This is a genomic window from Streptomyces griseoloalbus, from assembly GCA_014650015.1.
Classification (GTDB): Bacteria; Actinomycetota; Actinomycetes; order Streptomycetales; family Streptomycetaceae; genus Streptomyces; species Streptomyces griseoloalbus.
In genome coordinates this window covers 1-26,754 of sequence record BMUD01000039.1, presented here as the reverse complement: position 1 = coordinate 26,754, position 26,754 = coordinate 1, and the positions used below count along the sequence as shown (strand labels likewise).

22 protein-coding genes and 13 pseudogenes are annotated in these 26,754 nt (G+C 69.4%); 22 read left to right on the top strand and 13 right to left on the bottom strand.

What is annotated here, in order from left to right; genetic code table 11:
• Nucleotides 1-356: pseudogene (locus IE178_RS34075) on the bottom strand (hypothetical protein); the annotation flags it as partial.
• Between the two features lie 52 nt (nt 357-408).
• Here IE178_RS34075 and IE178_RS34070 point away from each other — a divergent pair.
• The 7 genes and pseudogenes from IE178_RS34070 to IE178_RS34035 form a co-directional block, all read left to right on the top strand.
• Nucleotides 409-741 (top strand): annotated as a pseudogene (locus IE178_RS34070) (transposase); the annotation flags it as partial.
• A 64-nt stretch (nt 742-805) separates the two neighbouring features.
• Nucleotides 806-1,525 (top strand): IS6 family transposase, encoded by a 720-nt coding sequence (locus IE178_RS34065; protein ID WP_193514939.1) that lies wholly within the window; start codon nt 806-808, stop codon nt 1,523-1,525.
• A gap of 66 nt (nt 1,526-1,591) precedes the next feature.
• A complete protein-coding gene (locus tag IE178_RS34060; protein WP_318280399.1) occupies nt 1,592-1,933 on the top strand; it encodes a transposase in 342 nt (113 codons plus the stop codon).
• Between the two features lie 38 nt (nt 1,934-1,971).
• A pseudogene (locus IE178_RS34055) lies at nt 1,972-2,682 on the top strand (IS256 family transposase); the annotation flags it as partial.
• A gap of 226 nt (nt 2,683-2,908) precedes the next feature.
• Nucleotides 2,909-3,514, top strand: a complete 606-nt coding sequence (locus IE178_RS34050) for a dihydrofolate reductase family protein (RefSeq protein ID WP_184764760.1) — start codon at nt 2,909-2,911, stop codon at nt 3,512-3,514.
• A gap of 132 nt (nt 3,515-3,646) precedes the next feature.
• Nucleotides 3,647-4,552: an SAM-dependent methyltransferase gene (locus tag IE178_RS36445; protein WP_318280398.1), complete on the top strand. Its 906-nt coding sequence runs from the start codon at nt 3,647-3,649 to the stop codon at nt 4,550-4,552.
• A 46-nt stretch (nt 4,553-4,598) separates the two neighbouring features.
• A pseudogene (locus tag IE178_RS34035) lies at nt 4,599-4,844 on the top strand (hypothetical protein); the annotation flags it as partial.
• Nucleotides 4,845-4,929: 85 nt separating this feature from the next.
• On the opposite strand, the pseudogene IE178_RS34030 reads toward IE178_RS34035, so the two are convergent.
• Nucleotides 4,930-5,298 (bottom strand): annotated as a pseudogene (locus IE178_RS34030) (dihydrofolate reductase family protein); the annotation flags it as partial.
• Between the two features lie 111 nt (nt 5,299-5,409).
• Nucleotides 5,410-5,490: pseudogene (locus IE178_RS37020) on the bottom strand (thiamine pyrophosphate-binding protein); the annotation flags it as partial.
• A gap of 168 nt (nt 5,491-5,658) precedes the next feature.
• On the opposite strand from IE178_RS37020, the gene IE178_RS34025 reads away from it, so the two are divergent.
• The 8 genes and pseudogenes from IE178_RS34025 to IE178_RS33990 form a co-directional block, all read left to right on the top strand.
• Entirely contained in the window at nt 5,659-6,675 is a 1,017-nt protein-coding gene (locus IE178_RS34025; protein WP_193514938.1) for an SDR family oxidoreductase, read from the top strand.
• A 32-nt stretch (nt 6,676-6,707) separates the two neighbouring features.
• The gene (locus tag IE178_RS34020; protein ID WP_193514937.1) at nt 6,708-8,585 is read left to right on the top strand and encodes a glycoside hydrolase family 15 protein; all 1,878 of its coding nucleotides are present in this window, start codon (nt 6,708-6,710) and stop codon (nt 8,583-8,585) included.
• Nucleotides 8,586-8,632: 47 nt separating this feature from the next.
• Nucleotides 8,633-9,168: pseudogene (locus IE178_RS34015) on the top strand (transposase); the annotation flags it as partial.
• Nucleotides 9,169-9,489: 321 nt separating this feature from the next.
• Complete coding sequence (locus IE178_RS34010; RefSeq protein ID WP_193514936.1) at nt 9,490-10,509, top strand: pectate lyase family protein; 1,020 nt, start codon at nt 9,490-9,492, stop codon at nt 10,507-10,509.
• A gap of 15 nt (nt 10,510-10,524) precedes the next feature.
• Nucleotides 10,525-11,547 (top strand): pectate lyase family protein, encoded by a 1,023-nt coding sequence (locus IE178_RS34005; RefSeq protein ID WP_184764765.1) that lies wholly within the window; start codon nt 10,525-10,527, stop codon nt 11,545-11,547.
• An 11-nt stretch (nt 11,548-11,558) separates the two neighbouring features.
• Complete coding sequence (locus tag IE178_RS34000) at nt 11,559-12,581, top strand: pectate lyase family protein (protein ID WP_229875880.1); 1,023 nt, start codon at nt 11,559-11,561, stop codon at nt 12,579-12,581.
• Nucleotides 12,582-12,595: 14 nt separating this feature from the next.
• A complete protein-coding gene (locus tag IE178_RS33995; protein ID WP_184764766.1) occupies nt 12,596-13,615 on the top strand; it encodes a pectate lyase family protein in 1,020 nt (339 codons plus the stop codon).
• Between the two features lie 164 nt (nt 13,616-13,779).
• Nucleotides 13,780-13,923 (top strand): annotated as a pseudogene (locus tag IE178_RS33990) (IS5/IS1182 family transposase); the annotation flags it as partial.
• A gap of 381 nt (nt 13,924-14,304) precedes the next feature.
• Here IE178_RS33990 and IE178_RS33985 read toward each other — a convergent pair.
• Nucleotides 14,305-14,538 (bottom strand): hypothetical protein, encoded by a 234-nt coding sequence (locus IE178_RS33985; protein ID WP_193514935.1) that lies wholly within the window; start codon nt 14,536-14,538, stop codon nt 14,305-14,307.
• Nucleotides 14,539-15,081: 543 nt separating this feature from the next.
• Between IE178_RS33985 and IE178_RS33980 the strand changes: the two are divergent.
• Nucleotides 15,082-15,264, top strand: a pseudogene (locus tag IE178_RS33980) (helix-turn-helix domain-containing protein); the annotation flags it as partial.
• Nucleotides 15,265-15,598: 334 nt separating this feature from the next.
• On the opposite strand, the gene IE178_RS33975 reads toward IE178_RS33980, so the two are convergent.
• From IE178_RS33975 to IE178_RS33960, 4 genes and pseudogenes are all read right to left on the bottom strand, one after another.
• Complete coding sequence (locus IE178_RS33975; protein WP_193514934.1) at nt 15,599-15,841, bottom strand: hypothetical protein; 243 nt, start codon at nt 15,839-15,841, stop codon at nt 15,599-15,601.
• A 100-nt stretch (nt 15,842-15,941) separates the two neighbouring features.
• Nucleotides 15,942-16,943, bottom strand: a complete 1,002-nt coding sequence (locus tag IE178_RS33970) for a CU044_5270 family protein (protein WP_193514933.1) — start codon at nt 16,941-16,943, stop codon at nt 15,942-15,944.
• Nucleotides 16,940-17,581 (bottom strand): RNA polymerase sigma factor, encoded by a 642-nt coding sequence (locus IE178_RS33965; protein WP_193514932.1) that lies wholly within the window; start codon nt 17,579-17,581, stop codon nt 16,940-16,942. The genes IE178_RS33970 and IE178_RS33965 overlap by 4 nt, the downstream gene beginning before the upstream one ends.
• A 256-nt stretch (nt 17,582-17,837) precedes the next feature.
• Nucleotides 17,838-18,051, bottom strand: a pseudogene (locus tag IE178_RS33960) (restriction endonuclease); the annotation flags it as partial.
• A 65-nt stretch (nt 18,052-18,116) separates the two neighbouring features.
• On the opposite strand from IE178_RS33960, the gene IE178_RS33955 reads away from it, so the two are divergent.
• Together IE178_RS33955 and IE178_RS36440 are read left to right on the top strand one after the other, a co-directional pair.
• Nucleotides 18,117-18,677, top strand: coding sequence for a hypothetical protein (locus IE178_RS33955; protein WP_193514931.1), 561 nt, complete (start codon nt 18,117-18,119; stop codon nt 18,675-18,677).
• A gap of 260 nt (nt 18,678-18,937) precedes the next feature.
• A complete protein-coding gene (locus tag IE178_RS36440; protein ID WP_318280396.1) occupies nt 18,938-21,622 on the top strand; it encodes an erythromycin esterase family protein in 2,685 nt (894 codons plus the stop codon).
• 20 nt (nt 21,623-21,642) lie between these two features.
• Here IE178_RS36440 and IE178_RS33940 read toward each other — a convergent pair.
• A pseudogene (locus IE178_RS33940) lies at nt 21,643-22,473 on the bottom strand (DNA polymerase Y family protein); the annotation flags it as partial.
• Nucleotides 22,474-22,560: 87 nt separating this feature from the next.
• Here IE178_RS33940 and IE178_RS33935 point away from each other — a divergent pair.
• The 4 genes and pseudogenes from IE178_RS33935 to IE178_RS33925 all read left to right on the top strand — a co-directional run bounded on the left by IE178_RS33935 (nt 22,561) and on the right by IE178_RS33925 (nt 24,135).
• Nucleotides 22,561-22,941: a DUF6233 domain-containing protein gene (locus IE178_RS33935; protein ID WP_184764773.1), complete on the top strand. Its 381-nt coding sequence runs from the start codon at nt 22,561-22,563 to the stop codon at nt 22,939-22,941.
• Nucleotides 22,942-23,019: 78 nt separating this feature from the next.
• Complete coding sequence (locus IE178_RS33930) at nt 23,020-23,220, top strand: hypothetical protein (protein ID WP_193514930.1); 201 nt, start codon at nt 23,020-23,022, stop codon at nt 23,218-23,220.
• Between the two features lie 105 nt (nt 23,221-23,325).
• Nucleotides 23,326-23,520: pseudogene (locus IE178_RS36670) on the top strand (ATP-dependent DNA ligase); the annotation flags it as partial.
• 258 nt (nt 23,521-23,778) lie between these two features.
• Nucleotides 23,779-24,135, top strand: coding sequence for a flavin reductase family protein (locus IE178_RS33925; protein ID WP_318280395.1), 357 nt, complete (start codon nt 23,779-23,781; stop codon nt 24,133-24,135).
• Between the two features lie 98 nt (nt 24,136-24,233).
• On the opposite strand, the gene IE178_RS33920 is transcribed toward IE178_RS33925, so the two are convergent.
• The 4 genes and pseudogenes from IE178_RS33920 to IE178_RS33905 form a co-directional block, all read right to left on the bottom strand.
• Nucleotides 24,234-24,992, bottom strand: coding sequence for a hypothetical protein (locus IE178_RS33920; protein WP_193514928.1), 759 nt, complete (start codon nt 24,990-24,992; stop codon nt 24,234-24,236).
• Between the two features lie 189 nt (nt 24,993-25,181).
• Entirely contained in the window at nt 25,182-25,568 is a 387-nt protein-coding gene (locus IE178_RS36435; RefSeq protein WP_318280394.1) for a hypothetical protein, read from the bottom strand.
• Entirely contained in the window at nt 25,565-26,011 is a 447-nt protein-coding gene (locus IE178_RS33910) for a hypothetical protein (RefSeq protein ID WP_193514927.1), read from the bottom strand. The genes IE178_RS36435 and IE178_RS33910 overlap by 4 nt, the downstream gene beginning before the upstream one ends.
• 370 nt (nt 26,012-26,381) lie before the next feature.
• A pseudogene (locus IE178_RS33905) lies at nt 26,382-26,657 on the bottom strand (ATP-binding protein); the annotation flags it as partial.
• Nucleotides 26,658-26,754: the final 97 nt, after the last annotated feature.

Sequence of the window (26,754 nt, the reverse complement as noted above, 5' to 3'; positions counted from 1 at the left end):
TGGTCGGCGCGTTCACGGACCTGAGGCTCAGTGCGGTCAAATCGCGCGCAACTGGCGCTCCCACCTCTCCACGGCCAGCGCGTCGCAGTGCTCGCACGGGCGAGCCCTTCCTGCCAGTGCGGCACCACTGAACCGGGCACCGCAGCCGTGACCCGCACCGGCCGTTCGCCGGCCACCACGACCGGCAGCACGTCCTCGCCACCACGAGGCTCCGCCAGAACCTCACCCACCGTCTCACGGGCGATCACGAACCGTTCCCACACGGCCTCGGCCTCCCGCAGCTCGGCCTGGAGAGCCTCCACCCGCTGCCGAGCGGCGCGTTCACGCTCCTCCAGCAACCCCATCACCGACGGCATCCCGGCACCTCTGAGGCTGATGGATCTTGATGGTCCAGGGAGGGATGTCCAGGTGGGACGCAAGTCTCCGTACCCGGAGGAGTTCCGGCAGGACGCCGTCGCGCTCTACCGCGCCGCGGCGGGCAAGCGGACGTACGCGGCGGTGGCCGCGGATCTCGGCATCACCGCGGAGTCGCTGCGGACGTGGGTCCGTAAGGACGACGCCGAGGCCGTGCCCGGACGCCGTGCCGCGGGCGGGAGCGAGGCGGAGGAGCTGGCCCGGCTGCGGGCGGAGAACGCTCGGCTGCTCAAGGCCGAGAAGGAGTAGCACCTGGAGCGAGATCCTGCGCCGGGCAGCCGCCTATTTCGCCCGGGAGGTGAGGTGAGACCCCACCGCTGGGACTGGCACTGTCACGTTGGCTGACCGGGTGGGATGATCTTCGGGTTGATCACGCTGGGAAGGATCGTCCGTGGGGAGTGCCTCGCCGTCGTACAAGGGGCATCGGTACCCGGTCGAGGTCATCTCCCACTGCGTGTGGCTGTACTTCCGCTTCCCGCTGTCGTTCCGCGAGGTGGAGGAGCTGATGCTCCAGCGCGGCGTTATCGTCTCCTACGAAACGGTCCGCCGCTGGTGCGCCAAGTTCGGGCAGGCCTACGCGAACGGGCTGCAACGCCGCCGGCCTCGCCCGGGGGACACATGGCATCTGGACGAGGTCTTCATCAGGATCGACGGCGAGCTAAAGTACCTGTGGCGGGCCGTCGACGCTGGCGGCAACATCCTGGACATCCTGGTCCAGAACCGGCGGGACAAGGCCGCCGCCCGGCGGTTCTTCCGCCGTCTGATGAAGAAGACGGGTGCGGTGCCGCGAGTCATCGTCACGGACAAGCTCCGCTCCTACGGCGCCGCGCACCGCGAGGTCATGCCCTCGGTGGAGCACCGCGCTCATAAAGGTCTGAACAACCGGGCCGAGAACAGCCACCAGCCCACCCGGCAGCGCGAACGCGCGATGAAGGGCTTCCGATCGGCGGGCGCGGCACAGCGGTTTCTGTCCGCGTTCAGCGGCATGTCGTCGCACTTTCGGCCCCACCGTCATCTCATGAGCGCACCCGACTACCGGGCCGAGATGACCATTCGCTTCGCCATCTGGGACCACATCACCGGCCCCAGGAGCTGGCCCACCACAGCCTGAACGCACGCCCGGACCAAGGACCCACCAGGCCCCGACGCACCGTCAGACGCCCAGGCGTCCGACAACGTGACAACGCCCGCCGACAAACTGCACCGGCTGCGTGAGCGCGATCCCGAACTCGACCGGCTCACTCTTCACGTCAGGATGTTCGGCGCGATGATGACCGGCCGCCACGGCGACCGCCTCGAAGACTGGATCACCGACGTCGAACGGGACAGCCTGACTCCGCTTGCGGGCTTCGCCCGCAACCTCCGCCGCGACTTCGACGCCGTCCGCAACGGACTGTCCCTGCCCCACAGCTCCGGCGCCGTCGAGGGCAACATCAACCGACTGAAAATGCTGAAACGCCAGATGTTCGGCCGCGCCGGCCTCGATCTCCTTCGCAAACGCGTCCTGCTCACACCATGAGCCCCAACCCACCGGATCACAAGATCGTCGACAGAACCAAGATCCGCGACGGCGCCGTGGCGAACCGGCCGATCTACGTGGCCCTGGCCGTCACCGTCGAAGGCCGGCGGGACATCCTGGGCCTGTGGGCAGGCGATGGCGGAGAGGGCGCCAAGCACTGGATGCACATCCTCACCGAGATCAAGAACCGCGGCGTGAACGACGTCCTCATGCTCGTCTGCGACGGCCTCAGGGGCCTGCCCGACGCGGTGGAGACTGTCTGGCCCCGCACCACCGTCCAGACCTGCGTGGTCCACCTGCTGCGGAACTCCTTCCGCTATGCCGCCCGCCAGGACTGGGACAAGATCGCCAAGCTCCTCAAGCCCGTCTACACCGCTGCGACCGAGGAAGCCGCACTCGAGCGGTTCGCGGAGTTCGTCGACGCGTGGGGCAAAAAGTATCCGGCGATCGTCCGGCTCTGGGAGAACGCGTGGGAGGAGTTCACGCCGTTCCTCCGGTTCGACACCGAGATCCGCCGCATCGTCTGCACCACGAACGCCATCGAGTCGGTGAACGCCAGGATCCGGCGAGCAGTCAAGGCCCGCGGCCACTTCCCGAACGAAACCGCGGCCTTGAAATGCGTCTACATGGCCATCATGTCGCTGGACCCCACCGGCAAGGGCCAGGCCCGCTGGACCATGCGCTGGAAGACCGCCCTGAACGCCTTCGACATCACCTTCGACGGCCGACTCTCAGCAGCCCGTCAGTAACCCCAACGCCCTGGTTACACCGCTCGTTTGACAGACCCCCACGGTCAGCATCGGCTTGGGCAAGGGCCACGTCATGCTGTGATGCCTTCCACGTCGACCACCGGCAGCCCCGTCGAGCAGGGAACAGTCGCCCGGCAGCCAGGTCGCTGCAGCCCGGCACCGCGGAAGTTCCGTCGATGACTTTCCGGCGTTTGTGCGGTCTATCCATCGACGAAGGGAGCGCACCATGCGCGAGATCATTGTTTGCACGTTCCTGACGCTGGACGGCGTCATGCAGGCGCCGGGCGGTCCGGACGAGGACGCTGAAAGCGGCTTCGAGCACGGCGGCTGGCAGAAACCGGTGGCCGACGACGAGGTCGGCGCGGCCATCGCCGGTTGGTACGAGTCCTCCGACGCAATGCTGCTCGGCCGTAAGACGTACGAGATCTTCGCGTCGTACTGGCCGACCGCCGATCCCGACAACCCGTTCACCAGTCGGATGAACAGCATGCACAAGTACGTGGCGTCTCGGACCCTGACGTCCGTCGAGTGGCAGAACTCCACGCTGCTGGAGGGCGACGTCGGCGATGCCGTGCGCAAGCTGAAAGCGTCCGACGGCGGCAACATCAACGTCGTCGGCAGCGGCGACCTCGCCCAGACCCTCATGCGGCACGGCCTCGTCGACGAGTACCGGCTGACCATCCATCCGGTGATCATCGGCACCGGCAAGCGGCTGTTCGCCGACGGAGCGATCCCCACTGCGCTGGAGCCGGTCAGCGTCTCCACGACGAAGGGCGGCACCATCGTCGGGGTCTACCGGCCGAACGGTAAGCCCAGCTACGACAGCTACTAGCTTGACTCTGTCGGAGATCTTGAGGATCCCCGGCGGGGCAGCGTGATCAACGGGCATGCTCGACTTTGTTCGAGGACCGATGCGGTTGTCGAGGTGCCCGTTGTCGCTCCACCCCTCACAACGGCGATGTGGGTGAGGGACCGCCTGGACGGGCTGTGGCGGGACGAGGACTTCGCCGACTGGTACCCGCGCGATGGCCGCCCGGCCTCTCGCCCGCCCAGCTGGCCCCCCGTCTGCGTGCTGCAGTTCCTGCTCGGTCTGTCGGACCGAGCAGGAACGGCCGAGGCGGTTCGCTGCCGCATCGATTTCAAATACGCGCCGGCTGTGGAACTGGACGATCCCGGCTTCCACCACAGCGTGCTGGCCGACTTCCGCGAGCGTCTCACCGAGGACGGCCGAGCCGACCGTCTCCTCGACCTCACGCTCGTGCGCCTGAAGGAGGCCGGTCTCGTCATCACTGCCGCCGCAGCCGACCACGAGCGCCAGCACACCGGCGGCCGCGACTGTTGCCACCGCCGCGAGCGCACCACTCAGCGCACGGACTCCACCCACGTCCTGGCCGCGGTGCGCGACGACCGGACCCGGGTCGTCCGGGCCGACATACGCGACCCCGAAGGCGTCCGCACCCACCCGGACACCCTGGAACTGATCGACTTCGACCGCCCCGTCGCCGTCATCCTCAGCGCCATCCTCCACCACGTCAACGACGAGGAGGACCCGGCCGGGATCGTCCGCTACTGGCGCGACCACGTGCCCTCCGGGAGCCACTTCTTCGTCAGCCACTTCCGTTCCGGCGACAACCCGGAGACCGCGGAGGCCGAGCGGGTCCTCCAGCAGACCTTCGGCCGCGGCCGGTGGCGCACAGACGACGAGATCGCCTCCCTGCTCGACGGCCTGGAACTCCTCGACCCCGGTATCGTCCCCGCGCCCCTGTGGCGTCCCGACACGGCCCCCAACCCGTGGAACACCAGCGGCGCGGAACGGGAGCTCAGCGTCTGGGAACGCCTCATCGTCGCAGGGCTGGCCCGGAAGGCGTAGGGGATCCGGCAGGCGACGTTCGTGCGTCGAGGAGCGGCGTCATGGGCTGGACGTCGTGCGCGACGGCATGTCCATGCCGTCGGCGACGCACAAGATGGGCTTCGCCTGCTAGGTAGCCGTCCAGGTCTGCTTCCTGGTCGGCGGCGTGGTGCTGGAGCGCGGCACCGACGAGCAGGCCTTCGGCGCCCCGCGGCAGGACCGCACGCGGCGCTTCCTGCGGCGGATCGTGGAGGCGGGCCGCCTGCGAGGGCCCGTGGCGGCCCGCACAGCGACGATGGACCGGGCGTCCTGACGTTGGCCGTTCGCCCCATATCGGGTCTTGCTCCGCGCCCGCCGGCGCCGGCCTGGCGGCCGTCAGACCGGCGGACGGGGCGACGTCACGCGGGGACGCCGAGCGGCGGGTGCTCGAGCACGCGGGGCTTGTACTCGACCAGCTGGATGCGGCCGTCGAAGGTGCGGTGCTCGACCATCTCGAGGGCGACGTCCGGATAGCCGTCGTAGATGCGTTCTTCGCCCGTGGCCCCGGTGATCACCGGGAACATCACGCCCCGGAAGCGGTCGACGAGTCCGGCTCGTAGCAGGGACCGGCACAGGCTGAGGCTGCCGGTCGTGCTGAGGAGCCCCGAGCCACTCGACTTCATGGCGCGGACCGCCTCGACGGCTTCGTCGCGGACGAGCGTGGAGTTGGCCCACGTCAGTGGCTCCTCGAGTGAGGAGGAGAACAGCACCTTGGACGCTTGGACGGTGGAGTCCCTCCCAGCCCTCCCACGTTTCCCGCTTGTCCGGCGGCCGCGCCGTACGTTCGATCTGAGTCCGGCGACTGAAGCCGTCGGCGAGCAGCAGGCTGTCGTGGCCTGCAGATGGATGGCGCCGGGGCCGGAGGTGGCGGCGCACACGCCGACCTTGCCGGAGAACTTGGCGTAGCCGACGGCCTCGAAGTGCGGTCAGCTCACCCGGTAGGCCAGTGAGCGCTCGGCGTCGAGGTCAGTCCGAGGCATGGGAAGCGGGCTGATCACACGGTGAACGGCCATAAAGGGCGCCGATACGGGTACTGCCGTGATGTCCGCGAAACGGGCGTCGTGTCGGTATCCGGCGGAGGAGCACGTATGGCCAGGGACCCGCATGTTGTGGTCGTGACAGGCGCCAGCGGCGGCATCGGCCGGGCCACGGCGCGCGCGTTCGGTGCTCGCGGGGCGCAGGTGGCCCTGCTCGCACGCGGCGAGAAAGGGCTGGAGGGTGCCGCGCAGGAGGTGCGGGCGGCGGGCGGCACGGCGCTGCCGCTGGCCGTGGACACCTCCCGTTCTCAAGACCTGCAGGGCGTGGCGCAGCGGATCGAGGAAGAGCTCGGCCCGATCGACGTGTGGGTGAACACGGCGTTCACCACGGTGTTCGCTCCGTTTACGCAGATCCGGCCGGAGGAGTTCGAAAGGGTCACCCAGGTCACCTACCTCGGCTACGTCTACGGCACCAGGGCGGCATTGGACGTGATGCTGCCCCGGGACCGGGGGACGATCGTGCAGGTCGGCTCCGCCCTGGCGTATCGCGGTATCCCGCTGCAGTCGGCGTACTGCGGCGCCAAGCACGCCATCCAGGGCTTCCACGACTCGCTGAGGTGCGAGCTGCTGCACGACAAAAGCAGCGTGCGGGTGACGATGGTGCAGATGCCGGCGGTGAACACGCCCCAGTTCAGCTGGGTGCTCTCCCGCCTGCCGCGGCAGGCGCGGCCGGTACCGCCGATCTACCAGCCCGAAGTCGCGGCCAAGGCGGTGCTGTACGCGGCTGACCATCCCAAGCGGCGCGAGTACTGGGTGGGCGGCACGACCGCGGCCACATTGATCGCCAACACGTTCGCGCCGGGCCTGCTGGACCGCTACCTGGCCCGCACGGGTTACGACTCCCAGCAGACCGACCGGCCACACGACCCTCATCAGCCGGCCAACCTGTGGGAGCCGGCCGACAGCGCGGCCGGCCACGACTTCGGCGCTCACGGCATCTTCGACGACACCTCCACCCGGCGTAGCTACCAGCTGTGGGCCTCCCAGCATCACGGCCTGCTCGGCGCCGCGGCAGTGGCCGCCGCGGCCGCGGGCGTCCTGGCCACCACCCGTGGCGGCCGCAGCTGACCGCCGCTTCGACAGGGAAAGGGGGCGGTGCTGTGTCACTGCGTATCGAGGATTACGCGCTGCTGGGTGACACCCACACCGCCGCGCTGGTCGGCTACGACGGGTCGATCGATTGGCTGTGCCTGCCCCGGTTCGATTCCGCGGCGTGTTTCGCCGCGATCCTGGGTGGCCCGGACAACGGGCGGTGGCTGCTGGCGCCGGCCGGTGAGCGGCGGGCCGTGGCGCGGCGTTACCGCGGTGACAGCCTCGTGCTGGAAACCGACCACGCCAACGCGGACGGCCGGGTGCGGGTCACCGACTTCATGCCGGTTCGTGAGGACCGGCCGGTGCTGACCCGCATCGTCGAGGGCCTGCGGGGGCGGGTGGCGATGCGCTCGCGGCTGTGTCTGCGGTTCGACTACGGGCACATCGCGCCGTGGATCCGCGGCGATGGGCGCCGTCGGTACGCGTACGCCGGCCCGGACACCGTCGTGGTGGACGCCGGCGTGGACTGCCGTACCGGGGCCGGTACCTGCAGTGCCGACTTCACTGTCGGCGAAGGCGAGCGGGTGGCCTTCCGGATCGCCTGGTGCGGGCCGCGCGAACAGCCGCCAGGTGCCTTCGGCGCCCATCAGGCGGAAGCGGCGGCCGCGGCCACCGAGCGGTGGTGGCAGCGCTGGGTGGAGGGCTGCACCTACCGCGGCGACTACAGGCAGGCGGTGGTGCGGTCTCTTCTCACGCTCAAAGCCCTCAGCTACGCCCCCAGCGGCGGCATCGTCGCCGCGCCGACCACCTCGCTGCCCGAACAGCTCGGCGGCGTGCGCAACTGGGACTACCGCTACTGCTGGCTGCGGGATGCCACCTTCACCCTGATGGCCCTGCTGGACGCCGGCTACGAGCAAGAGGCGGTGGCCTGGCGGGAGTGGCTGCTGCGGGCGCTGGCCGGTGACCCGCGGCAGATGCAGATCATGTACGGAGTCGAGGGTGAGCGCCGCCTGACCGAGTCGACTCTCGATCATCTGGAGGGCTACGCCGACTCCCGGCCGGTTCGGATCGGCAACGCCGCCTCCGGGCAGGTCCAGCTCGACGTCTACGGCGAGGTCATGGACGCGCTGCACCAGGCCCGTAGCCACGGCGTCCCGCCCCAACAGGACGCCTGGGAGATCCAGCGTGCGCTGATGGACCACCTTGAGTCGCACTGGCGGGATCCGGACAACGGCATCTGGGAGATGCGCGGGCCCCTCCGGGACTTCACCCATTCCAAGATCATGGCGTGGGTGGCGGCCGACCGGGCGGTCAAGGCCGTCGACCATCTCCGCCTGGACGGACCCGTCGAGTCATGGAAACGGCTGCGGCAGGAAATCTTCGACGACGTGTGCGAGAACGGCTACGACACCCGCCGGGGCACGTTCACACAAGCCTACGGCTCCAAAACTCTGGACGCCTCCTTGCTGCTGATCCCATCGGTGGGATTCCTGGCCGCAACCGACGAACGGATGACGGGCACGGTCGCCTCGATCGAGAAGGAGCTGTGCCAGGACGGCTTCGTCCAGCGCTACACCACGACCGAGGGCACCGAAGCCGTCGACGGGCTCCCGGCGGGGGAAGGGGCCTTTCTGCCGTGCACGTTCTGGCTGGCCGACAACTACATCATGCAGGGCCGCACCGATGAAGGCAGGACCCTGTTCGAACGGCTCATGGCCCTGCGCAACGACCTCGGCCTGCTCTCCGAGGAGTACGACACCAGCAACGGGCGGCTGATCGGCAACTTCCCCCAAGCTTTCTCCCACGTGCCGCTGGTCATCACCGCCCAGAACTTCCAAGAAGGCGGCGGGCCCGCACACCACCGGAGCAACGCCAGACCCCCCTTCCGCGGCCGCGGCAAGACCGATGCAGCCGGTCAGGAATCCGGCGGCGGGCGCCGGACATGACCAGGCCGGTCAAGCCCAGCGCCGTACGGATGCCTGGACGGGAAGACACGGCCGGCCAGGTGTTCGGCCGGTCCCGTGGCGGGCTGACCAGCAGGGTCCATCTCGCCTGCGACGGCCGGGGCCTGCCCCTGGCCGTCGTCGTCACGGCCGGCAACGTCAATAACTCGACCGTGTTCGACGCCGTCATGGACGAGCTGGGAGTGCCCGGGCCGGTGCCGGACGGCCTCGCCGCAGGCCCGACGCGGTCATCGCGGACAAGGCGTACTCGTCCCCGGGTTGAGGTTCCCCCGTTGCTCGGGGGAACCTCAGGTGATCCGCCAGGTCCTGCGCAGGCGGGGCATCCGCACGGTGATCCCGGAACGGGCCGACCAGAAGGCCAACCGACTGCGGCGCGGACAGGCCGGCGGCAGGCCGCCGGCCTTCGACGGCGACCTTTCACAGGGCCCGCAAGGTGGTCGAGCGCTGCTTCGGCCGCCTGAAGCAGTTCCGCCCGATCGCCACCCGCTTCGACAAACCAGGCCCCGTGCAGGTTGGGGCCCTGTGGGCAGAGACAGCCCGTGAACCAGCCCACCCGCCGGCATGAGCGGCACCCGGCGGGACGGCTGTCTCGCACCTCATGGCGTCCGAACACAGGATGCTGCCACGGGCGTGATACCTGTTCACTCAGCATGCTTCTGCTCACTCCTGTTGAAAACGTTCACTTTCGGGCGCGTGCACGCCTGTTGACGCCCCCGAGACAATGCCTCTACTTTCCATGGAAAGCGCTTGCTGTGAAGTGAGTCGCTATCTTGCCCAGTACAGCCCGCCAAGGAACGCCTAATTCGGCGTGCCCAAAAGACGGTACAGAAAGGGCTATCCCCCCATGCGATTATTCAGACGCCGTGCGTCTCGAGCCGGACTGATCATGGCCGCGCTGATCGCTTCCGCCCTCACCATTCCGCCGGCCGGTTCCTCCTCCCTCTCTGCGACCCTTTCCGCCTTTCCCCCCTCCTCCGCCTTCGGCACGACCGCCGACGGCTTCGCGAGTGTCAGCGCACTGGGGCAGAACGGCACCACGGGTGGCACGGGCGGCGCGGTCGTCACGGCCGCCACCACCGCGCAGTTCCTCGACTACATCTCCCGCCCCGAACCCTTGATCGTGCAGGTCAGTGGCACGATCACGCTACCCACCGGCTCCCGCGACGGCATGCACCCGGTCGCCTCGGACAAGACCATCGTCGGCCTGGGCAGCACCGCCCGGCTGACCGGCGGCGGGCTGCACATCGGGCTCCCGGCGAGTGACCGCATCACCTCACCTCCCGCCGACGCGGTGCACAACATCATTATCCGCAACCTGTCGTTCGACGGAGCCACGGACGACCTGATCAACGTCCAGATGTTCTCGCACCACATCTGGATCGACCACAACGACTTCTCCGACGGCGACGACGGCGCCGTGGACGTCAAGCGCGGCTCGGACTTCGTCACCGTGTCCTGGAACCGCTTCCACGACCACGACAAGACACTGCTGCTCGGACACGACGACGACAATGCCGCCCAGGACCGCGGACGGCTGCGCGTCACCTACCACCACAACTACTTCGACGCCTCCGACCAGCGCAACCCGCGAGTGCGGTTCGCCGAACCGGTGCACGTCTACAACAACTACTACCGCGACAACAGTTACGGCGTCGCGTCCACCATGGACGCCGGAGTGGTGTTGGAAGGCAACTACTTCCACAGCGTCAATAATCCCGGCCGGGTGGACTTCAGCGGCGACCTCGGCCGGCTGGTCGAGCGCGACAACGTCCTCGTCGAGTGCAACCACCCCATTGAGACACGAGGTCCGGTCGTCGAGCCGCGCACGTACTACGCCTACACCCTGCACCGGGCGGCCGAGGTCCCGACCGTCGTCCCGGCCGGAGCCGGCGTCGGGAAGATCTGAAGGACGGAGACAACGATGAGGAACCTCCCCTCCATCACCCGCCGCGGTCTGCTCGCGGGAACCGCCGCCACTGCGGCCTCCGCCGCTTTGCCGGCCATCGGCGGGAACGGCCACGCGTGGGCCACCGCGCCCGCCTCCGTGCGGCGGACGAGAGCCGCCGTGGCGACGCAGAGCGCCGACGGCTTCGCGGGCGTCCCCGCACTGGGCCTGTCCGGCACCACCGGCGGTGCCGGCGGCCCGGTGGTCACCGTCACCGACGCCGACACGTTCCTGGACTACTGCGACCGCAATGAGCCCTACGTGATCCAGGTCTCGGGCACCCTGCGCATCAGCAGCAAGCAGGGCGTCCGCTCGAACAAGACCATCGTCGGGCTGGGCGCCGACGCGGAGATCACCGGTGGCGGTCTGGACATGTACCGCAGACAGAACGTGATCATCCGCAACCTGCGGTTCACAGACGCCGACGACGACTCCCTCAGCATCCAGCAGTCCTCGCACCACATCTGGATCGATCACTGTACCTTCAGCACGGGCGCGGACGGTCTGATCGACATCGTGCGCGGGGCGGACTACATCACCGTCTCCTGGAACCACTTCCACGACCACAGCAAGACCATGCTGATCGGCCATTCGGACGCCAACGACAGCCAGGACCGGGGCAGGCTGCGGGTCAGCTTCCACCACAACTTCTTCGACGGCACGGCCCAGCGCCACCCACGCGTCCGCTTCGGCGAACCCGTGCACGTCTACAACAACTACTACCGGAACAACAGCCTCTACGGCGTGGCGTCCACCGAGGACGCGGGCGTGCTGGTGGAGGGCAACTACTTCGAGAACGTCGCCCACCCGGTCTACTCCGGCTACGACGAGAGCGGACCCGGCCGGGTGGTGGAGCGGAACAACGTCTACGTGCGCTGCGGAAAGCCCGAGACGCTCGGCACCGTCGTCGAACCACGCACCTACTACGCGTACACCCTCGACACCCCCGCAGACCTCCCCGCCATCGTTCCCGCCGGCGCCGGCGCCGGCCGGATCTGAAGGAGCCCCCCGTGTCAGAAATCCCCCCGATCACCCGCCGCGGCCTGCTCGTGGGCACCACCACCGCGGCCTGCGCCGCCCTGCTGGCCGTCGGCGCGGCCCCGCGCGCCCGAGCCGCCACCGCCCCGGGCCGGCTCGCCGCCGTGGCGGCGCAGAGCGCCGACGGCTTCGCGAGCGTCAGAGCGCTCGGCCTGACCGGCACCACGGGCGGTGTCGCCGGGCCCACCGTGACGGTGAACACCGGCGCCCAGCTCGCCGACTACGTGGGCCGCAACTCCCCCTACGTCATCCTGGTCTCCGGTCGCATCGAGATCGACGGCATGATCACCGTGGTGGCCGACAAGTCGATCCTCGGCGTCGGCTCCACCGCCGAGATCACCGGCGGTGGTCTCCAACTCGGCTCCACGACCAGGCCCGGCAACAACGTCATCATCCGCAACATCCGCTTCACCCACGCCTCCGACGACTCCATCAGCGTCACCAACCGCGCCCACCACGTGTGGATCGACCACTGCGACTTCTCGCAGGGGTACGACGGACTGCTCGACATCAAGCGGGAGTCGGACTACGTCACCGTCTCCTGGAACCACTTCCACGACCACAGCAAGACGTGCCTGCTCGGCCACAGCGACAGCTACACCGCCGACCGGGGCAAGCTGCGCGTGACGTACCACCACAACTTCTTCGACGGCACCGACCAGCGCCATCCACGCGTCCGGTTCGCCGAGCCGGTGCACGTCTACAACAACTACTACCGGAACAACCGGCTCTACGGCGTGGCCTCGACCGAGGACGCGGGCGTGCTGGTGGAGGGCAACTACTTCGAGAACGTCGCCCACCCGGTCTACTCCGGCTACGACGACAGCGGACCCGGCCGGGTGGTCGAGCGAAACAACCTCTACGTCAACTCCGGGGCGCCCCAGACACTGGGCACGGTGATCGAGCCGCGCACCTTCTACGCGTACACCCCCGACGCCCCGTCGACCGTCCCCACCACCGTCCCGGCCGGCGTCGGTGTCGGCAGGATCGCCTGACCAGGAGGCACACGATGCACCGCAAAAGCACCCTCCTCCTCACGGCCCTGGCCGCACTGACCGCCACGGCCGCCGTCCCCTCACCCGCCCCCGCAGCCCCTGCCCTACCGGCGGAGTCGGCGCCCACCGGGTTCGCGAGCGTCGACGCATGGGGTCAGAGCGGGACCACCGGCGGCGCGGGCGGACCGACCGTGACCGTCTCCACCGCCGCCGACCTCATCGCCGCGGTCAAGGCCGAGGGCCCGCGCATCGTCCGCGTCAACGGCATGATCACGCTGCCCGCCGGCATGTACGACGTCAGCTCCGACAAGACGATCGTCGGCGTCGGCGCGAGTTCCGGCATCACCGGCGGCGGCCTCAACATCGGCCTTCCGGCGAGCGACAACGTCACCACACCGCCCGCGAACGCCGTGCACAACGTCATCGTCCGCAACCTGACGTTCAAGAACGCCAGTGACGACTCCCTCAACATCCAGATGTTCTCGCACCACATCTGGATCGACCACAATGACCTGTCCGCCGGGTACGACGGGCTGCTCGACATCAAGCGGGGCTCCAGCTACATCACCGTCTCCTGGAACCACACCCACCACCACGCCAAGAACATGCTGCTGGGCCACTCCGACAAGAACAGCGCCCAGGACATCGGCCGACTGAAGGTGACCTACCACCACAACTGGTACGACCGCACCCCGCAGCGCAATCCACGCACCCGCTTCGGCGACCCCGTACACATCTACAACAATTACTTCCTCGACAACAGCGACACCGGCCCCGCCTGCAACGCGGACTCCGGCTGCTTCATCGAGGGCAACTATTTCGAGGACGTCGAAGAGCCCATGACCAACAGCTACTCGGGGCCGGAGGGCAACATCGTCGAACGGAACAACGTTTTCGTCGGCGACACCGGCGAACCAGTCACGGGCGGCAGCGTCAATGATCCGGCGGACTACTACGCCTACACAGTCGACGACCCCCAGACCGTCAAGGACGCCGTGATGCGCGGCGCGGGCCCGGGCATCACCGGCCTCTGAGTCGAATCCCGCACATGCCTCGCCCCATGGGACGAGGCATGTGCGGAACGCCCCCGGCCGACACCCTCACACAACCGCGCAGCGGGGTACTGGCCGACGGACACGCCAGGAAGCACAGGTGATCCCGCGAACCGCGACTACTTCACGCCTACGACACCTCCGGCGTTACCGAGCGGACCGGTCTGCCCCTGTCCGTCGGGATCTCCGGTGCCAACGTCCACGACAGCCAGGCATTGATCCCGCTGGTGCAGGGCATACCGCCGATCCGTTCCCGCCGTGGCCGGCGGCGGCGCAGGCCGGGCAAGCTCCCCGCCGTCTCCCGCGACGACCGGCACACCGCCCTCGCCGAGCGCTGCCGTCCCCGGATCCTGGCCGTGCTGGAGAAGGACCCCGACCGCCTCTGACGTCCCCGTGGCATCGCCTCCCCTTTCGGCGACATCGTGATGCAGACCATGTATCGACAGCTCGCCAGACGAGCCGAGACCGGCCTCATCCACGCACTCGGCCCCGGCCTCTGTGCCGCCCCGGCATGGATCCCAAGTCTCCCTGCGTGACCGGCGAAAACGCCAGCTATCCGGCCTTGGGGTAAAGGCCCCGTCGAGCTTCCCCGCGCCCTGACCCGAAGGGATTGACTGTGCGCTGTCACGCACGAGTGGTGTGACAGCGCACCCGAAACGGACTGCCGGAAGTCAAAGCGTCAGCAACGAGACAATGGCGGGTCCGAAAGCCGCACCGACGAGGTACGACAGGTTGAACAAGCCGATCGCCGCGGGACGTTGGTCGTCGGCGACGTCCGAGGTGGCGTGGACGGCGAGCACCCCCTGGCCCGATGCGGCCGCGATGGACGCCAGGGCCTGGGCGGCCAGCAGGACGAGCGAGGCGGTGGCGAAGACCGCCGAGGCCGGTCCCAGGACTGCCAGCACGACCAGCACGGTGACCATCGGCCTGCGCCCCGCCCGCGCCGAGGCCGCCACGACGAACGACGACGAACCACGACAGGGTGCCGCCCAGCAGCAGCGGCCACACCATGGCGACACCGATCTCACTGGACGACCATGGCGTGTAATCCTCCAGCCGCTCCGGAATCGCGTACATCATGCCGAAGTTGACCACCGCCAGGCAGAACGCGAGCCCCGCTGAGGCGGGGAAGCGCGGCGTGCGAACCAGCACGGCGGGTACGAACCCGCCCGGCCGGGCGCGAACGTGGGCCACCAGCAGCGCGGCAGCGGCGACGGAGCACACCCCGGCGAGCAGCGGCTGGTGCGGCACGAGGACGAGCGCGGTGACGAGCGCGGTGACGAGCGCGGTCAACAGCGCGGCACCCACTGGGTCGAACGGGTCACGTGTGACCGGTGTGCCGTTCTCGCACCGGGCGGCGACGAACGGGACGGCGACCGCGCTCGGCACGGGCAGCGCGAGGGCGGCCTGCCAGGACGACGACCGCCAAGGCGACCGGGAAGAATGTCCTCGATCGGCTGACTCCACAGGAGTTGCAGGTGGTCCGGCTGGCGGCCGACGGTAACAGCAGCCGGGAGATCGCGGCGCAACTCTTCCTCAGCCGCAGGACAGTCGAGCACCACCTGTACAAGGTGTATTCGAAATTGGGCGTGGGCTCCCGGCGGGAGTTGGCCCGGTTGAAACTGACTTGAGGCGCCACCGTGATCCTGTGCGGCGGCGGCTCGTTGTGCTGTGCACGGGGGCAGAGCAAGCGGAGTTGGATCGTTCCCGGACGGGCTGGGGTGGATCGTGAAGACGCTGTCACGTTGTTGGGTGGGTCGGTGTCTGACGGCGTGCCCGGGCGTGCTGGATTCGCGGTCCGGTCCTGTGTCCAGGCCGTGGTGGGCCGGTCGGCGACGTCGGTGTTCTGGCCCCAGTTGGCGTAGTGGATGGCCATCTCGGCTCGGTAGCCGTGCGCTACGCAGCTACCTTGGCGGACCACTGGAGCCGACGCCCCGTGTCGTCCGAGTGCTCCCGCAGGCGCGGTCAGGCCCACCCTCGAATGCAGTCGCTGGAAGCCATGGGACCGGACTCGCCACTGGCCTTCGCGGAAGCCACGCCGCTGCTGGCACCTCTCGCGACTGCTGGGGCGATGACAGCCAGTGCCTGATCCGCTTTCTCGGCACTGTCGAAGCAGTAGACCTCACCGCTCGGCACGTCGGAACAGGCCTGCGCCCCTTGCCAGCCGTCGGCCAGGTTGATCTTCTCGCCCTTGCAGGTGGCGATCACCGGCTTGGACTCGGCGAGCTGCAGCTGGGCCTCCTCGGCCGGCGTGGCGAGCCCGACCTCAGGTGATGCAGTGCGCTCCGGTGCTGCGGGCTTCGGCCCTCTAGGGGTTTTGTCCGGCCTCGTCGACGATGCCGCTGTTGATGACGGCGACGGAGGTGACGACGGTGCCGGCCTTGCCCCAGGCGTTGTCCTCCACGAGGACTGTGCGCTCACCCAGCAGTCGGGCCGTGCTCTTGTCGAAGATCCACTCAGTGCGTTCGCCGTCGTGTGTTCGGGCGACGGCGACCCCGTTACGGCCTGCCGCGTCGACGGCGTCGGGGACGACGTCGACTCCGGGAATGAGGGCAGCGGTGCGGTAGAGGGCCGCAGTGGTCTCGGGGGGAGTTATCCCGTTGCGCAGCAGGTCGCCGATTGTGACGAAGGCTTCCTGGTCCGGTCCCGTCGTGGAGTCGGAACCGGTTCCGTGATTCTTCTCGGCGTCGTCGCGGATCCGCTTCAGCAGAGCGCCGGGGTCGGCCGGCAGGGCGGCCAGGAAGTTGTAGGTCGGCGTGTTCAGGTTTCCTCCGCCCGGAGTGCCCGCCAGCAGGTTGTCATTGCCGTCTTTGCGCTGCAGAGTCCGTTCACTGCCGTCCACCGAGGTCCACTGCTCCATGACTTCGTTTTCGCGCAGGAGTTCCATTTCGCCGGCCCTGGTCTCGGACAGCACCGACGTGTGGCCGACCGTCTTCACGTACGAGTACTGCCCGGCGCGCACCTTGGTCTGCGGCGTCGTAGCGGCGGCCAGAGCCGCTCTCTCCAGCAGTTCGACCGACGCCGCCGAAGCCGGTGGCACGTTGAGCGGAGCGCCAGGGGAGCCGAAGTCGAGAGTCAGAACGACGACGGCCGCTCCAGCGGCCACTGCCCCGCCCAGCACCAGCCCCCAACACCTTCTCGACCGCAGCGCCAGACGGGGAGAGCGGGACCGCGCCTGCCGATCGACCTCGCCCAAGAAGTGTTCACGGCGAGCTTCCACTCGTCCGGGTGCCGGCTCCTGACAGGGAGCCGGAGGCAGCACCCGGCTCGCCTGCTCACGCTCGGACTGTTCCCGCTGCTCCAGACTCATCGTGCACTCCTCCTGTGGGAAGGGCGGGCTGCGGCCACCCCGCTCGACGATATGTGTCCGCTGCCGGTCCGCAGTTCCACACCATGCGGAGCTGATGCAAGCTCCTCCTCGACGAGCCTGCGCAGTTTCTCTCTCGCCCGTGAGAGCCGGGAACGTACGATGCCTACAGGAATCCCCAACGCCTCAGCGGCCGCCGCGTACCCCAGACCGGACCAGACGACCAGAGTGAAGACCTCGCGCTCGGTCCGCTTCAGGCGTTGCAGCGCTCCAGCCGCGGCGGCCAGCCGCTGACCGTCGGCCATCTGACCGACCACCTCGTCCGAAAAGTCAGGCAACGCTTCCGGCGGTGGTAACCGGGACATCGCCTCCCGATGCCGACGTGCCGCCCGGGCGATGTTGCGCATCACGTTGGTCGCGATGCCCAGAAGCCACGCCCGGACGCTGATGACTTCCTCGCGCAGCTTGTCGCGCAGCCGCCAGGCCTCCAGAAAGGTGAGTGACATGACGTCCTCGGCGAGGGCCCAGTCACCCGTCGTCCGGATCGCATGGGCATAGACGACACGCGCATGCTCGTCGAAAATCTCGGCGAACGCCGTCCGATCGCCAGATCGGACCCGTTCATGCGTTAGGAGGTCCACAGCAACAAGTGTCCGCACAGCTGCATCGGTTCCACTTCATCTCCTCCGGAGGCGGAGCGCTCCACACCATGGCGTCCATCGACGCGGTCATCCCCGCCCACCCTGAAGTCGACTGGCACAGCTGCGCGCCGTGGAGAAAGGCCGGCGCTTCCCCCTCGCGTCACTGCGCCCGACACCGGTGCCAGCACCCGCGTAGCGCCTCCTGCGGGTGCAACCCCCCGCACCCGGGCCCGTGGTCGCGCCCGCCGCGGGGGTGTCACACGGCCTGCGTGAGCGCGGCGTCCAGGCGGTCCAGGCGTTCGTAGAGCGCGCGGACGAGGCTGGCGCGGTTCTGGACGCAGTGCACGGTGCCCTCCAGCGTCGCGGACAGCCGGCCTTCCGCCTCGCGCAGGACGACGTCGGTGAGCGCCCGGGGACCGACCGCTGTCCTTCGGCAGCTGGTCGGCACAACGCCTTGACCGGGCGGCGACTGGCCACCGAGCAGTGACTGGCCGCCTTCACGGCCGCCTGCGCTGTCGGCGACGACGACACCCGTGTGCCGGCCGACGCCCGCCGCCGGACCCTGGCTGGACCGCGGCCGCCGGCGGTGTACCCGTGCGGGATCGCCGAACGCGCCGACGAGCGGCGCCAGCAGGACGAAGCCGCCCGCCCCTGGCTCGCTGCCGAGGCCGATCTCGACGAGTCCGACCAGCAGTTGTGTGACGAGGAAGCGGCCGAGGTCCGGCGGGTGGGCGCGTGGGGCGACGACCTCACCTATGACGAACTGCGGGAACTGCACCAGCAGGCCATGGCGGCCGGCGCGGGAGGGGACCTGCGCGCCGAGCTCGGCCAGTACCTCGCCCGCACCCGCCAGCCGCCGCACCGCACGTCACGGACATGGTCGACGTGGTCTGACGCCTTACCGCCCCGGGACCCCGCCGGGCGCCCCGGACAGCAGCACGGCAGGCACGGACGGGATGCGGCACGAGGACCGAGACATGCCTGGGAGATGTCGCCGTCCACCGACCCGCTGCCCGTCGACCCCGTGCTCTTCGAGGCGATCGTCGGCGGCCTCGATGACGGCCTGCTCGCTGCGCCGGAAGAGCCGCGGCCGTAACGACCTGTCAGTCCCGACGGACTGGTTGGCTCTTCGGCTGGTGACAGCAGCTTCACTGTCCGCCGGGTGAGTTCAGCGTCCTGGGCGGGCGCGGGGCCGGTCAGCGCTTGGTGCGTGCTCACGAGGGCGTGGTGGTGCAGAAGCGAGCCGGGGGCCGGGCGCCGGCAGAAGAGTGTGGGGCGTCTGTGCCGCCTGCGGCGTTGCTCCGGCCGGGTGACACCCGGAATGCGCTCGGATGCCCGGGCGGTGACGCTGGCGTCATGGCATCTCACCTGACAAGGCGGCTCGCGGCCGCGCTACTCGTCTGGCTCACCGCCGTGCCCGGGACGGCCGCGGCGGCCCCGGCCGGCGGGGACACCGGGGCTGCGGACGGGCCCCTCACGAGCGTCGGCGACGCACTGTCGGCCCTCGAAGAGGCAGCCCGTCCGCTGCGCACCACCGAGTCCTCGGGTGGTTTCGAAGACCTGCAGCCCTTCGGGGAGGCGGTCGGCGACGCCGTCGTGGTCGGCATCGGCGAGGCCGCCCACGGATCCCAGGACTTCGTCACCTTCAGGCACAGGGCGTTGCGGTACCTGGTCGAGGAGAAGGGCTTCCGCTCCTTTGTCCTGGAAGCCAACTGGAGCGCGGGCCTCCGTCTGGACGACTACCTGCTCACCGGGCGCGGCGACCCCGCCCGGATCATGTCGGAGGAGTTCCAGAACGCTCACCTGCTGCTCCACAGCCAGAGTTACCTGGACATGATCCGCTGGATGCGCGCCTACAACGTCGCCCACCCCGACGACCCGGTCAGATTCGCCGGCGCCGACAACGGCTACGGCGGCCCGGAGCTGTACGACCGGGTCGTCGACCACGTCCGGCGCGCCCACCCCGACCTGCTGCCCACTGTCACCGAGCTGTACCGGGGGCTGCGCCCCACCCTGCCCGTCGACGAGTGGATGCGCGCCGCCGTGACCGCGCCCCTGGACGAGCGCCGCGCGAAGGCCGAACGCACCGGACGCGTCCTCGAACTGCTCCGCGCCCGCAAGCCCGCCGGGACGGGCGGGGACCACGCCTGGGCGGTCCAGCACGCCACCGTGATCGACCAGGTGGCGCGCCTGTACGCCTTCGACCTCGCGGACCCCCGGACCGCGCCGGAGGCCATGGCCTACCGCGACACCGTCATGGCGGAGAACACCCTGTGGTGGCACCGCCACACCGGCCACCGAGTGGTGCTCGGCGGGCACAACAGCCATCTGTACACCACCAGTTCCACCCCCGACCTGCCCACCACCCAGGGAGCGGTGCTCCGACAGCGACTGGGCGACGGCTACCTGGCGGTGGGGCTCTCCTTCGACCGGGGCGCCGTGCACGCCACCGCACAGGGCCTGCAGAACCCGACCGACCAGGACGTCAGGCGGTTCGAGGTGAAGCCCGCCGCTCCCGGCTCGGCCGAGCACGTCCTGGACCGGGTGAGCCACCCGAACTGGTACGCCGATCTGCGCACGGCACCACCCGCCGCCCGCGCCCTGCTGGACGTCACCCGGCCCAAACGGGAGATCGGCACGGATTTCCCTCCGCCCGGCGACCGGGTCAACCTGCTGAGGTCGGCGGACCTGGTGGTGCACCTGCACGAGATCCGGCCGAGTCTGAGACTCGCCCGTGAAGCGGCCGGACAGCGGCCCCCCGCATCGGCGACGTCCACCGGCCTGCTGCCCGCCCTGGAGAAGGCAGCCCATCCGCTGCGCACCGTGGAGCCCACCGGCCCCTTCGACGACCTGCGCCCCCTGGGCGAGGCGCTGGGCGACGCCCGGCTGGTCGGCGTCGGGCAGGCCGTCCACGGCTCCAGCGACTTCCTCGCCCTCCAGCACCGGGTGTTCCGGTACCTGGTCGAGGAGAAGGGCTTCCGGACCCTCGTCCTCGAAGCCCCCTGGAGCGCGGGCCTCCGTCTGGACGACTACCTGCTCACCGGGCGCGGCGACCCCGCCCGGATCATGGCCGAGGAGTTCCAGAACGCGTACCTCTTCATGCGGACCGGCGAGGTACTCGACCTGATCCACTGGATGCGCGCGTACAACGTCGCCCACCCCGACGACCCGGTCAGGTTCGCCGGGAACGACAGCAGCTACGCCGGCCCGGAGCTGTACGACCGGGTCGTCGACCACGTCCGGCGCGCCCACCCCGACCTGCTGCCCACCGTCACCGAGCTGTACCGGGGGCTGCGCCCCACCCTGCCCGCCGGCGAGCACATGGTGGCCTCCTTCGAGGCACCCCTGGCCGTGCGGCGGGAGAAGGTCGAACGCACCGGACGCGTCCTGGAACTGCTGCGCGCCCGGAGCTCCGCCGGGCGCACCGTGGCCGGGGACGCCCACGCCCGGGCGGTGCAGAACGCGGACATCATCCACCAGGTCGCACGCCAGGACGCCTTCGACTACGACGACCCGGCCGACGAACGCGAGGGCTTGGCCTACCGCGACACCGTAATGGCGGACAACACCCTCTGGTGGCTCCGGCAGACCGGCGCCCGGACGATGCTGGCCGCCCACAACGGCCACGTGTACCTGCAGGGCTACGACCCGAACTACCCGGTCATCCAGGGCGGCCTGCTCCGCCGCGCGCTCGGGGACGCGTACCGGGTCGTGGGCCTGGCCTTCGACCACGGCTCCTTCAAGGCCACCGACGCGGGTGTCTCCAACCCCCGTGACGAGGACGTGAAGGTGTTCCGCTCGGGACCCTCCGTGGCCGATTCGGTCGAGCACACCCTGGACCGTGTCAGCCACCGGGACTGGTACCTCGACCTGCGCACCGCACCACCCGTGGTCCGCGCCTGGCTGGACGTCACCCGGCCCAAACGGGAGATCGGTACGCACTGGCCCCGGAACCCGGACCAGGTCAACCTGCTGAGGTCCGCGGACGTGGTGGTGCACCTGCACGAGATCCGGCCGTTCCGTCCGCTCCCGCGGGGCTGAGCTTGGCCGGCCGGGCGGACGGGGCCGGACCCACCCTCGAGCCGCATGCGCAGCTCCGTCGTGAGGGTGCGCAGATCGTCGTCGTGCGCGGACGGCTCCGTGAGGCGGCGGGTCTTCTCCCAGCTGGTCCCGCCCGCGAAGCGCAGGGTGAGGGTCAGGGCGCGGGCCGCCTGTCCGCGGCGGCGCAGCAGCCGGCCCAGCTGGACGACCAGGTCGAGGAGGGTGGCGCGGACCGTGGTGCCGTCCAGGGTGTGCTGGTCGAAGGTGCAGCGGACGGTCGCGGAGGAGGGCAGGGCGCGGGGGACGACGGGGCGTGGGTCGATGCCGCGGGCCCGGTCAGAAGCCGTCCGGCCGGCTTTGCCACCGAGCAGGCGCTGCACGGTCGCCGGTGAGACCGCGGCGAGCAGGCCGACAGTGTGGATGCCGTAGTCGTGCAGGGCCTCGGCCTGACGCGGACCGATGCCGTGCAGCGCCTCCACCGGCAGCGGGGCAAACCAGTCGGCGGCCTGATCGGGTGCGACGGCGAGGACACCGCCCGGCTCGGGGATCTGGGCGGAGGCGGTTGCCGCGACTGTGATCGACGGGCCGATGCCCACGCGGACGTCGATGCCGAGGCGCGAGATGGTGCGCACCCGCAGCGTCTCCCCCAGTCGGCTCGTGTCCGGGCCGTGGTGGCGCAGGGCGCCCCTCAGCTCCACCAGCGCCGCCGTCGGCGGCAGCGCCTGTACGACGGGGGGCAGTTCCGCCAACTGCTCCAGAACCTCCCGGTAGGTCTCCTCCGGCAGCCGGTCGGGGCAGCGCACATGCATCACCGTCGGCACCCCGCACACCGGTCCCGCTCCTGTGGACATCACACCACCTCCCACACCCACGCTATCGAACATAAAATCGAACACGCGAGGGCGCAGGCGAGGGATCATGGGCATAGAATCAAAAATGTGTTCGATGACCTGCCGCCCGACCTGGAGCGCCTGCATACCCTGCGGGTCTGGCACGCCCTGTGGCTGCAGCGCATCGACACCAAGATCGCCGCGCTCACCCAGCGGCAGGCGGAAGAGGAACACGGGCGCCGCAGCCGGCCCGCACCGCCGGAGTGGATCGTCGAGCTCGGCATCGGCGCCCGCCGCCCGCCGCTGCAGGTCCACGCCGGCGACTGCTACATGGCCGGCAAGCGACGCCGACCCGTCGACCGGGACGAAGCCCGCCGCCTGATCGCCGCAGGACTGGAGACGTGCGGCCACTGCCGGCCCGACAGCCGGCTCGGCATCACCGACTTATCCTTACGCCCCGCCGCCCTGTCCGCCGCCGCGGCGCACTGACCGAACACCGCACCGTTCGGTCTGTGTCTTGCCATCGCGGCCATTCATCGATATGGCCCGGAACAGGAACCCCTGCCCATGACCACCCCTCCCCCACCTGTCACCGAACCGGACCCCTCCGCCCTGACCTGCCCCGGCGACAAGGTCGGCCCCTGCGCCACCTGCCAGCGCAAGACCCACAGATACGGCACCGGAGGCAGCCCCCTCTGCGGCTGGTGCATGGCCGCAGCACAAGACAGGTGGGGCCCGGGCGTGCGCTACAACAGCACCCGCCACTGATCCCCAAAGCCCGGAACCTACCCGCCGGCACGGACGACGGCACCCGTACGGCGGACCGCCCCGGTGGAAGGCGTTAAGGGCGTGACGTGGACGCCGCCGGCACCGATGTTGACCACTCCCACACCCCGGCCCGACCTGCCGCCGGGGTGCGCAGCCGAGGCGAAGTGGGACGGCTACCGCGCCCAGCTCGCCGTGTACACGGACACGCGGGTGCTGCTGCGCTCAAGACAGGGGACGGACTTGACGGCCTCGTTCCCCGAAATCCGGGCGGCGGCCCTCACGCAGCTGCCGCCGGGCACCGCATTGGACGGAGTCATGCGACCTGATGACGTGTCTCACTCACCAGATGTCTCACGCGTTCTCCCGCCACCCGCCCCAGGGCGATTCGGGCAGAGCCCCGGCACCCCACGCCGCGACCCTCCGGCCGACATGCAGGCGCCGACGATCGAGTCCGGGGCTGCACACTGCCCGCCGCCTACACCACTCAGAGCCCGCAGGGTGATGTTGGCCTGTACGCCTGTGACTCCCGCATCCCCGCCGCCATCCCCCTTGGCCGCCGTGGCGTCCCGCGTCGTGGCGTCCCGCGTCGCCGTGGTCACCGCCCTGGACGGCAGTCGCCCGCACGGCACCACAGTCAGCGCCTTCGCATCCCTGTCCCTGGCGCCGCCCATGGCGCTGGTGTCGCTGGACGAACGCTCACGTCTGCTGGCGATCATCCGCCGGAGCGGCCGGTTCGGTCTCAACGTCCTGGGTGCGCACCAGGCCGATCCGGCCTCCCTCTTCGCCCGCTCGGGCCCGGCAGTTCAACGAATGGCCGCGAAGCGAGGAGCTGGGGCGGCTGCCGGATGGGCGGCGCCGGCGCTCACTCCACAGGAAGCAAGACGGTGCTCGTCATACGGCAACCAGGTCGTGTAACCCATGGTCATCGACCCGTCCTTCACGTCCGACCCTTGCGGGCTGATCCTTCCAGACCAGCCGCAGGACCGATCAGACACCCCCTGGGCCGGGGACGGTCATCTTCGGTCCCCGGCCCGCACCGCTTCGTCCCAGGCGTGGAGGCTGCGGTGGTGGTTCCTGTGTCCTGCGGCGACCACGGACCGGAGTTCCGCGAAGTGCGGGGTATTCCCTGGCAGTTCCAGTTGCGCAAGGAGGGCCAGCGCAGCCGTCGGTTCCAGGCAGCCGTAGACATCGTGGTAGCTGGCCAGCAGGCCCTTGAACAGCGGTCCGTGCAGTGTGGGAAGCCGCACGGACGCGTCGTACGCCTTCTGCTTCACGGGCCAGGGCACGGGGCCCGAACAGGCCAGAACTCGGCCGGCACGGCGGATCGGACCGTCCAACGCCTCCGCCACGATGTGGTCGATGTCGTTCCCAAGCACCTCGGCGAAGGCCGTCGCGCTGGTGTCGCGATCCTCGAACCAGTCGACCCAAAGCGAGTAGGTGATGGCCGCGGGGTCCCGGTCCGCCTCCAGCCGTCGGCGATAGCCGTCCCAGAGAACGTCGGCGGGTAGAGGCCCCTGCGCACCTCGGTCCGCGAACCGGATCTCGCAAGTCACCCAGTAATCGTCCAGGAGATCCAGCAGCCCGAAGGCGAGACGCGCTTGCCCCGCCCCGTCCAGGCCCGCATCGGTGAAAACCTCACTGGCCCAGGAGTGCGCGACCTCGTTGGCGGTGAGCGGACGCTCCGTTTCGATGTCGACCCACCCGTCACCGACCTCGACAACGCCCCGCTCGGCGAGCCAGCGCCGCGCGTCCTCCATGGCTTGCATCTCCATACGAAAAGTATGACGGCCGCGGAGTCGTCCGACCGCCATGAGCGACTCGGGAACCAATCGACGCCGATCATGGCGACGGCACGCGCGGAACTCGTCACACGATCTTGCTGGCGCGCGGCGGCTGGTTGGGGGCGCTGTTGAGTAGGTTGCTGGTGCCGGTGCCAAGGTCATTCACAGGCGACGCCGGAGTCATGCCGGGATGAAGCTCGGCCACCAGGATGGGACGTTGCCCGGGCACGAGGGGGCGGGGTAGGAGTCCGGCATGCCGAGCCATGTGACAAGGAACCAGGCGAACCACAAGGCGAAGATGAGTCCTGCAGTCAGGGCTGTCCTGCGATGACGTCTTCCGAGGGTGCCGTGCAGGGTCACCCACGGCACCGCGGCGGCGATCCATATGAGAGGCGCGAGGAACAGCAAAGTCATGCTGTTGGCTGCTGCATTGATGCCGATGTCACAAGCAGCCCATGCCCTCTCGATCGCGGCAATGGACACCACCGTAGTCAGCCCACCGAAGAGGACACCGAAGCCAATCCCTCCGAACCAGCGGTTCGGCGGACTCGACGGCTCTGCTCTCATGATCGTCTCCTCCGCCTCACCGTAGATCCGGAGAGTACCAACGCCCTGGAGCAGCCCACCTGGGCCCTGGCCTGCCCTGACACCGGTCGGTCGCGCCTGGACATCGTCTGGAGCCGTCGCGAGCAGATGGGACTGCAGGCCAGGGAGGCGAAGGCGTCGTGGAGTTCGGTGCGGCGTTCCCAGCGGACGGCGAGGCGTTCGAAGTGGTGGAGCGGGGCGAAGGTCTGCTCCACGACATAGCGGAGTGTGCCCATGCCCTTGACGTTCGGGGGACCCCTTGCGGGAGATGACGGGCAGGACCGGCGCTTGCGGAGTTCGACGCGGTGGGGGTCGGAGTCGTAGCCCTTGTCGCCGAGCAGGGCTTCGGGACGCCTGCGCGGACGGCCGGGGCGGCCGGCGATGGGCGGGATGCCGTCGACCAGGGCGAGGGTGTTTGTAAGCACGTTCGCTGGTACCAGTGCACGGAGTTCTTTTGGTACCAACAACTAGGCTGTGGGGGCGTGCGGAGGGGTACTTCGCGCCCTTGTAGCAAGTTGATTTGGCTCCACTTCGATCGGGTGGTTCCGGTGGCCGAGGGGTGGGGTGGGGGCGGTAGTTTTGCGGTATTGGCACTGGCTCCGCTGACGTGCTCCCCGACAAGAGCGCGTGGTGTCTGCCGACCCGGCTCTACTCAGATCGCGTGCCGCCCAGTGCCCGCGGTGACTGGACGAGCACGGGCGATGGCTTGGCCAGCACTGGGCCCCTGGCCAGGCGAAACATGGCTGCGGCCGGTGCCCGTCAGGGCACCGGCCGCGGTTCTCTCGGACCGTCTGGTCAGCGGCGGCGCTTCTTCTGGGTCTGCGCGAGCCGGTAGGAATCGACGCCGGTCTCCAGGATGTGCGCGTTGAAGGTGACGCGGTCCACGATCGCGGTGCAGAGCCGGGGATCGGTGAAAGTCTGCTTCCACTCGGAGAACGGGGCGTTCGAGGCGATGGCGATCGCCCGTCGTTCCTCGCGTTCGGTGAACACCTGGAACAGGAGCTTCGCTCCGGCCTTGTCCAGGTCGAGGTAGCCCAGCTCATCGAGACAGAGCAGGTCCACACGTCCGTATGAGGTTCCCCCGCTGCGTGGGAGTGGCTGACTAGCAGGTCAGGGCGGTTTGACGTGGTTTCAGGTTCACTGGTTCGGTCGCTGCCTGGCTGGCGTA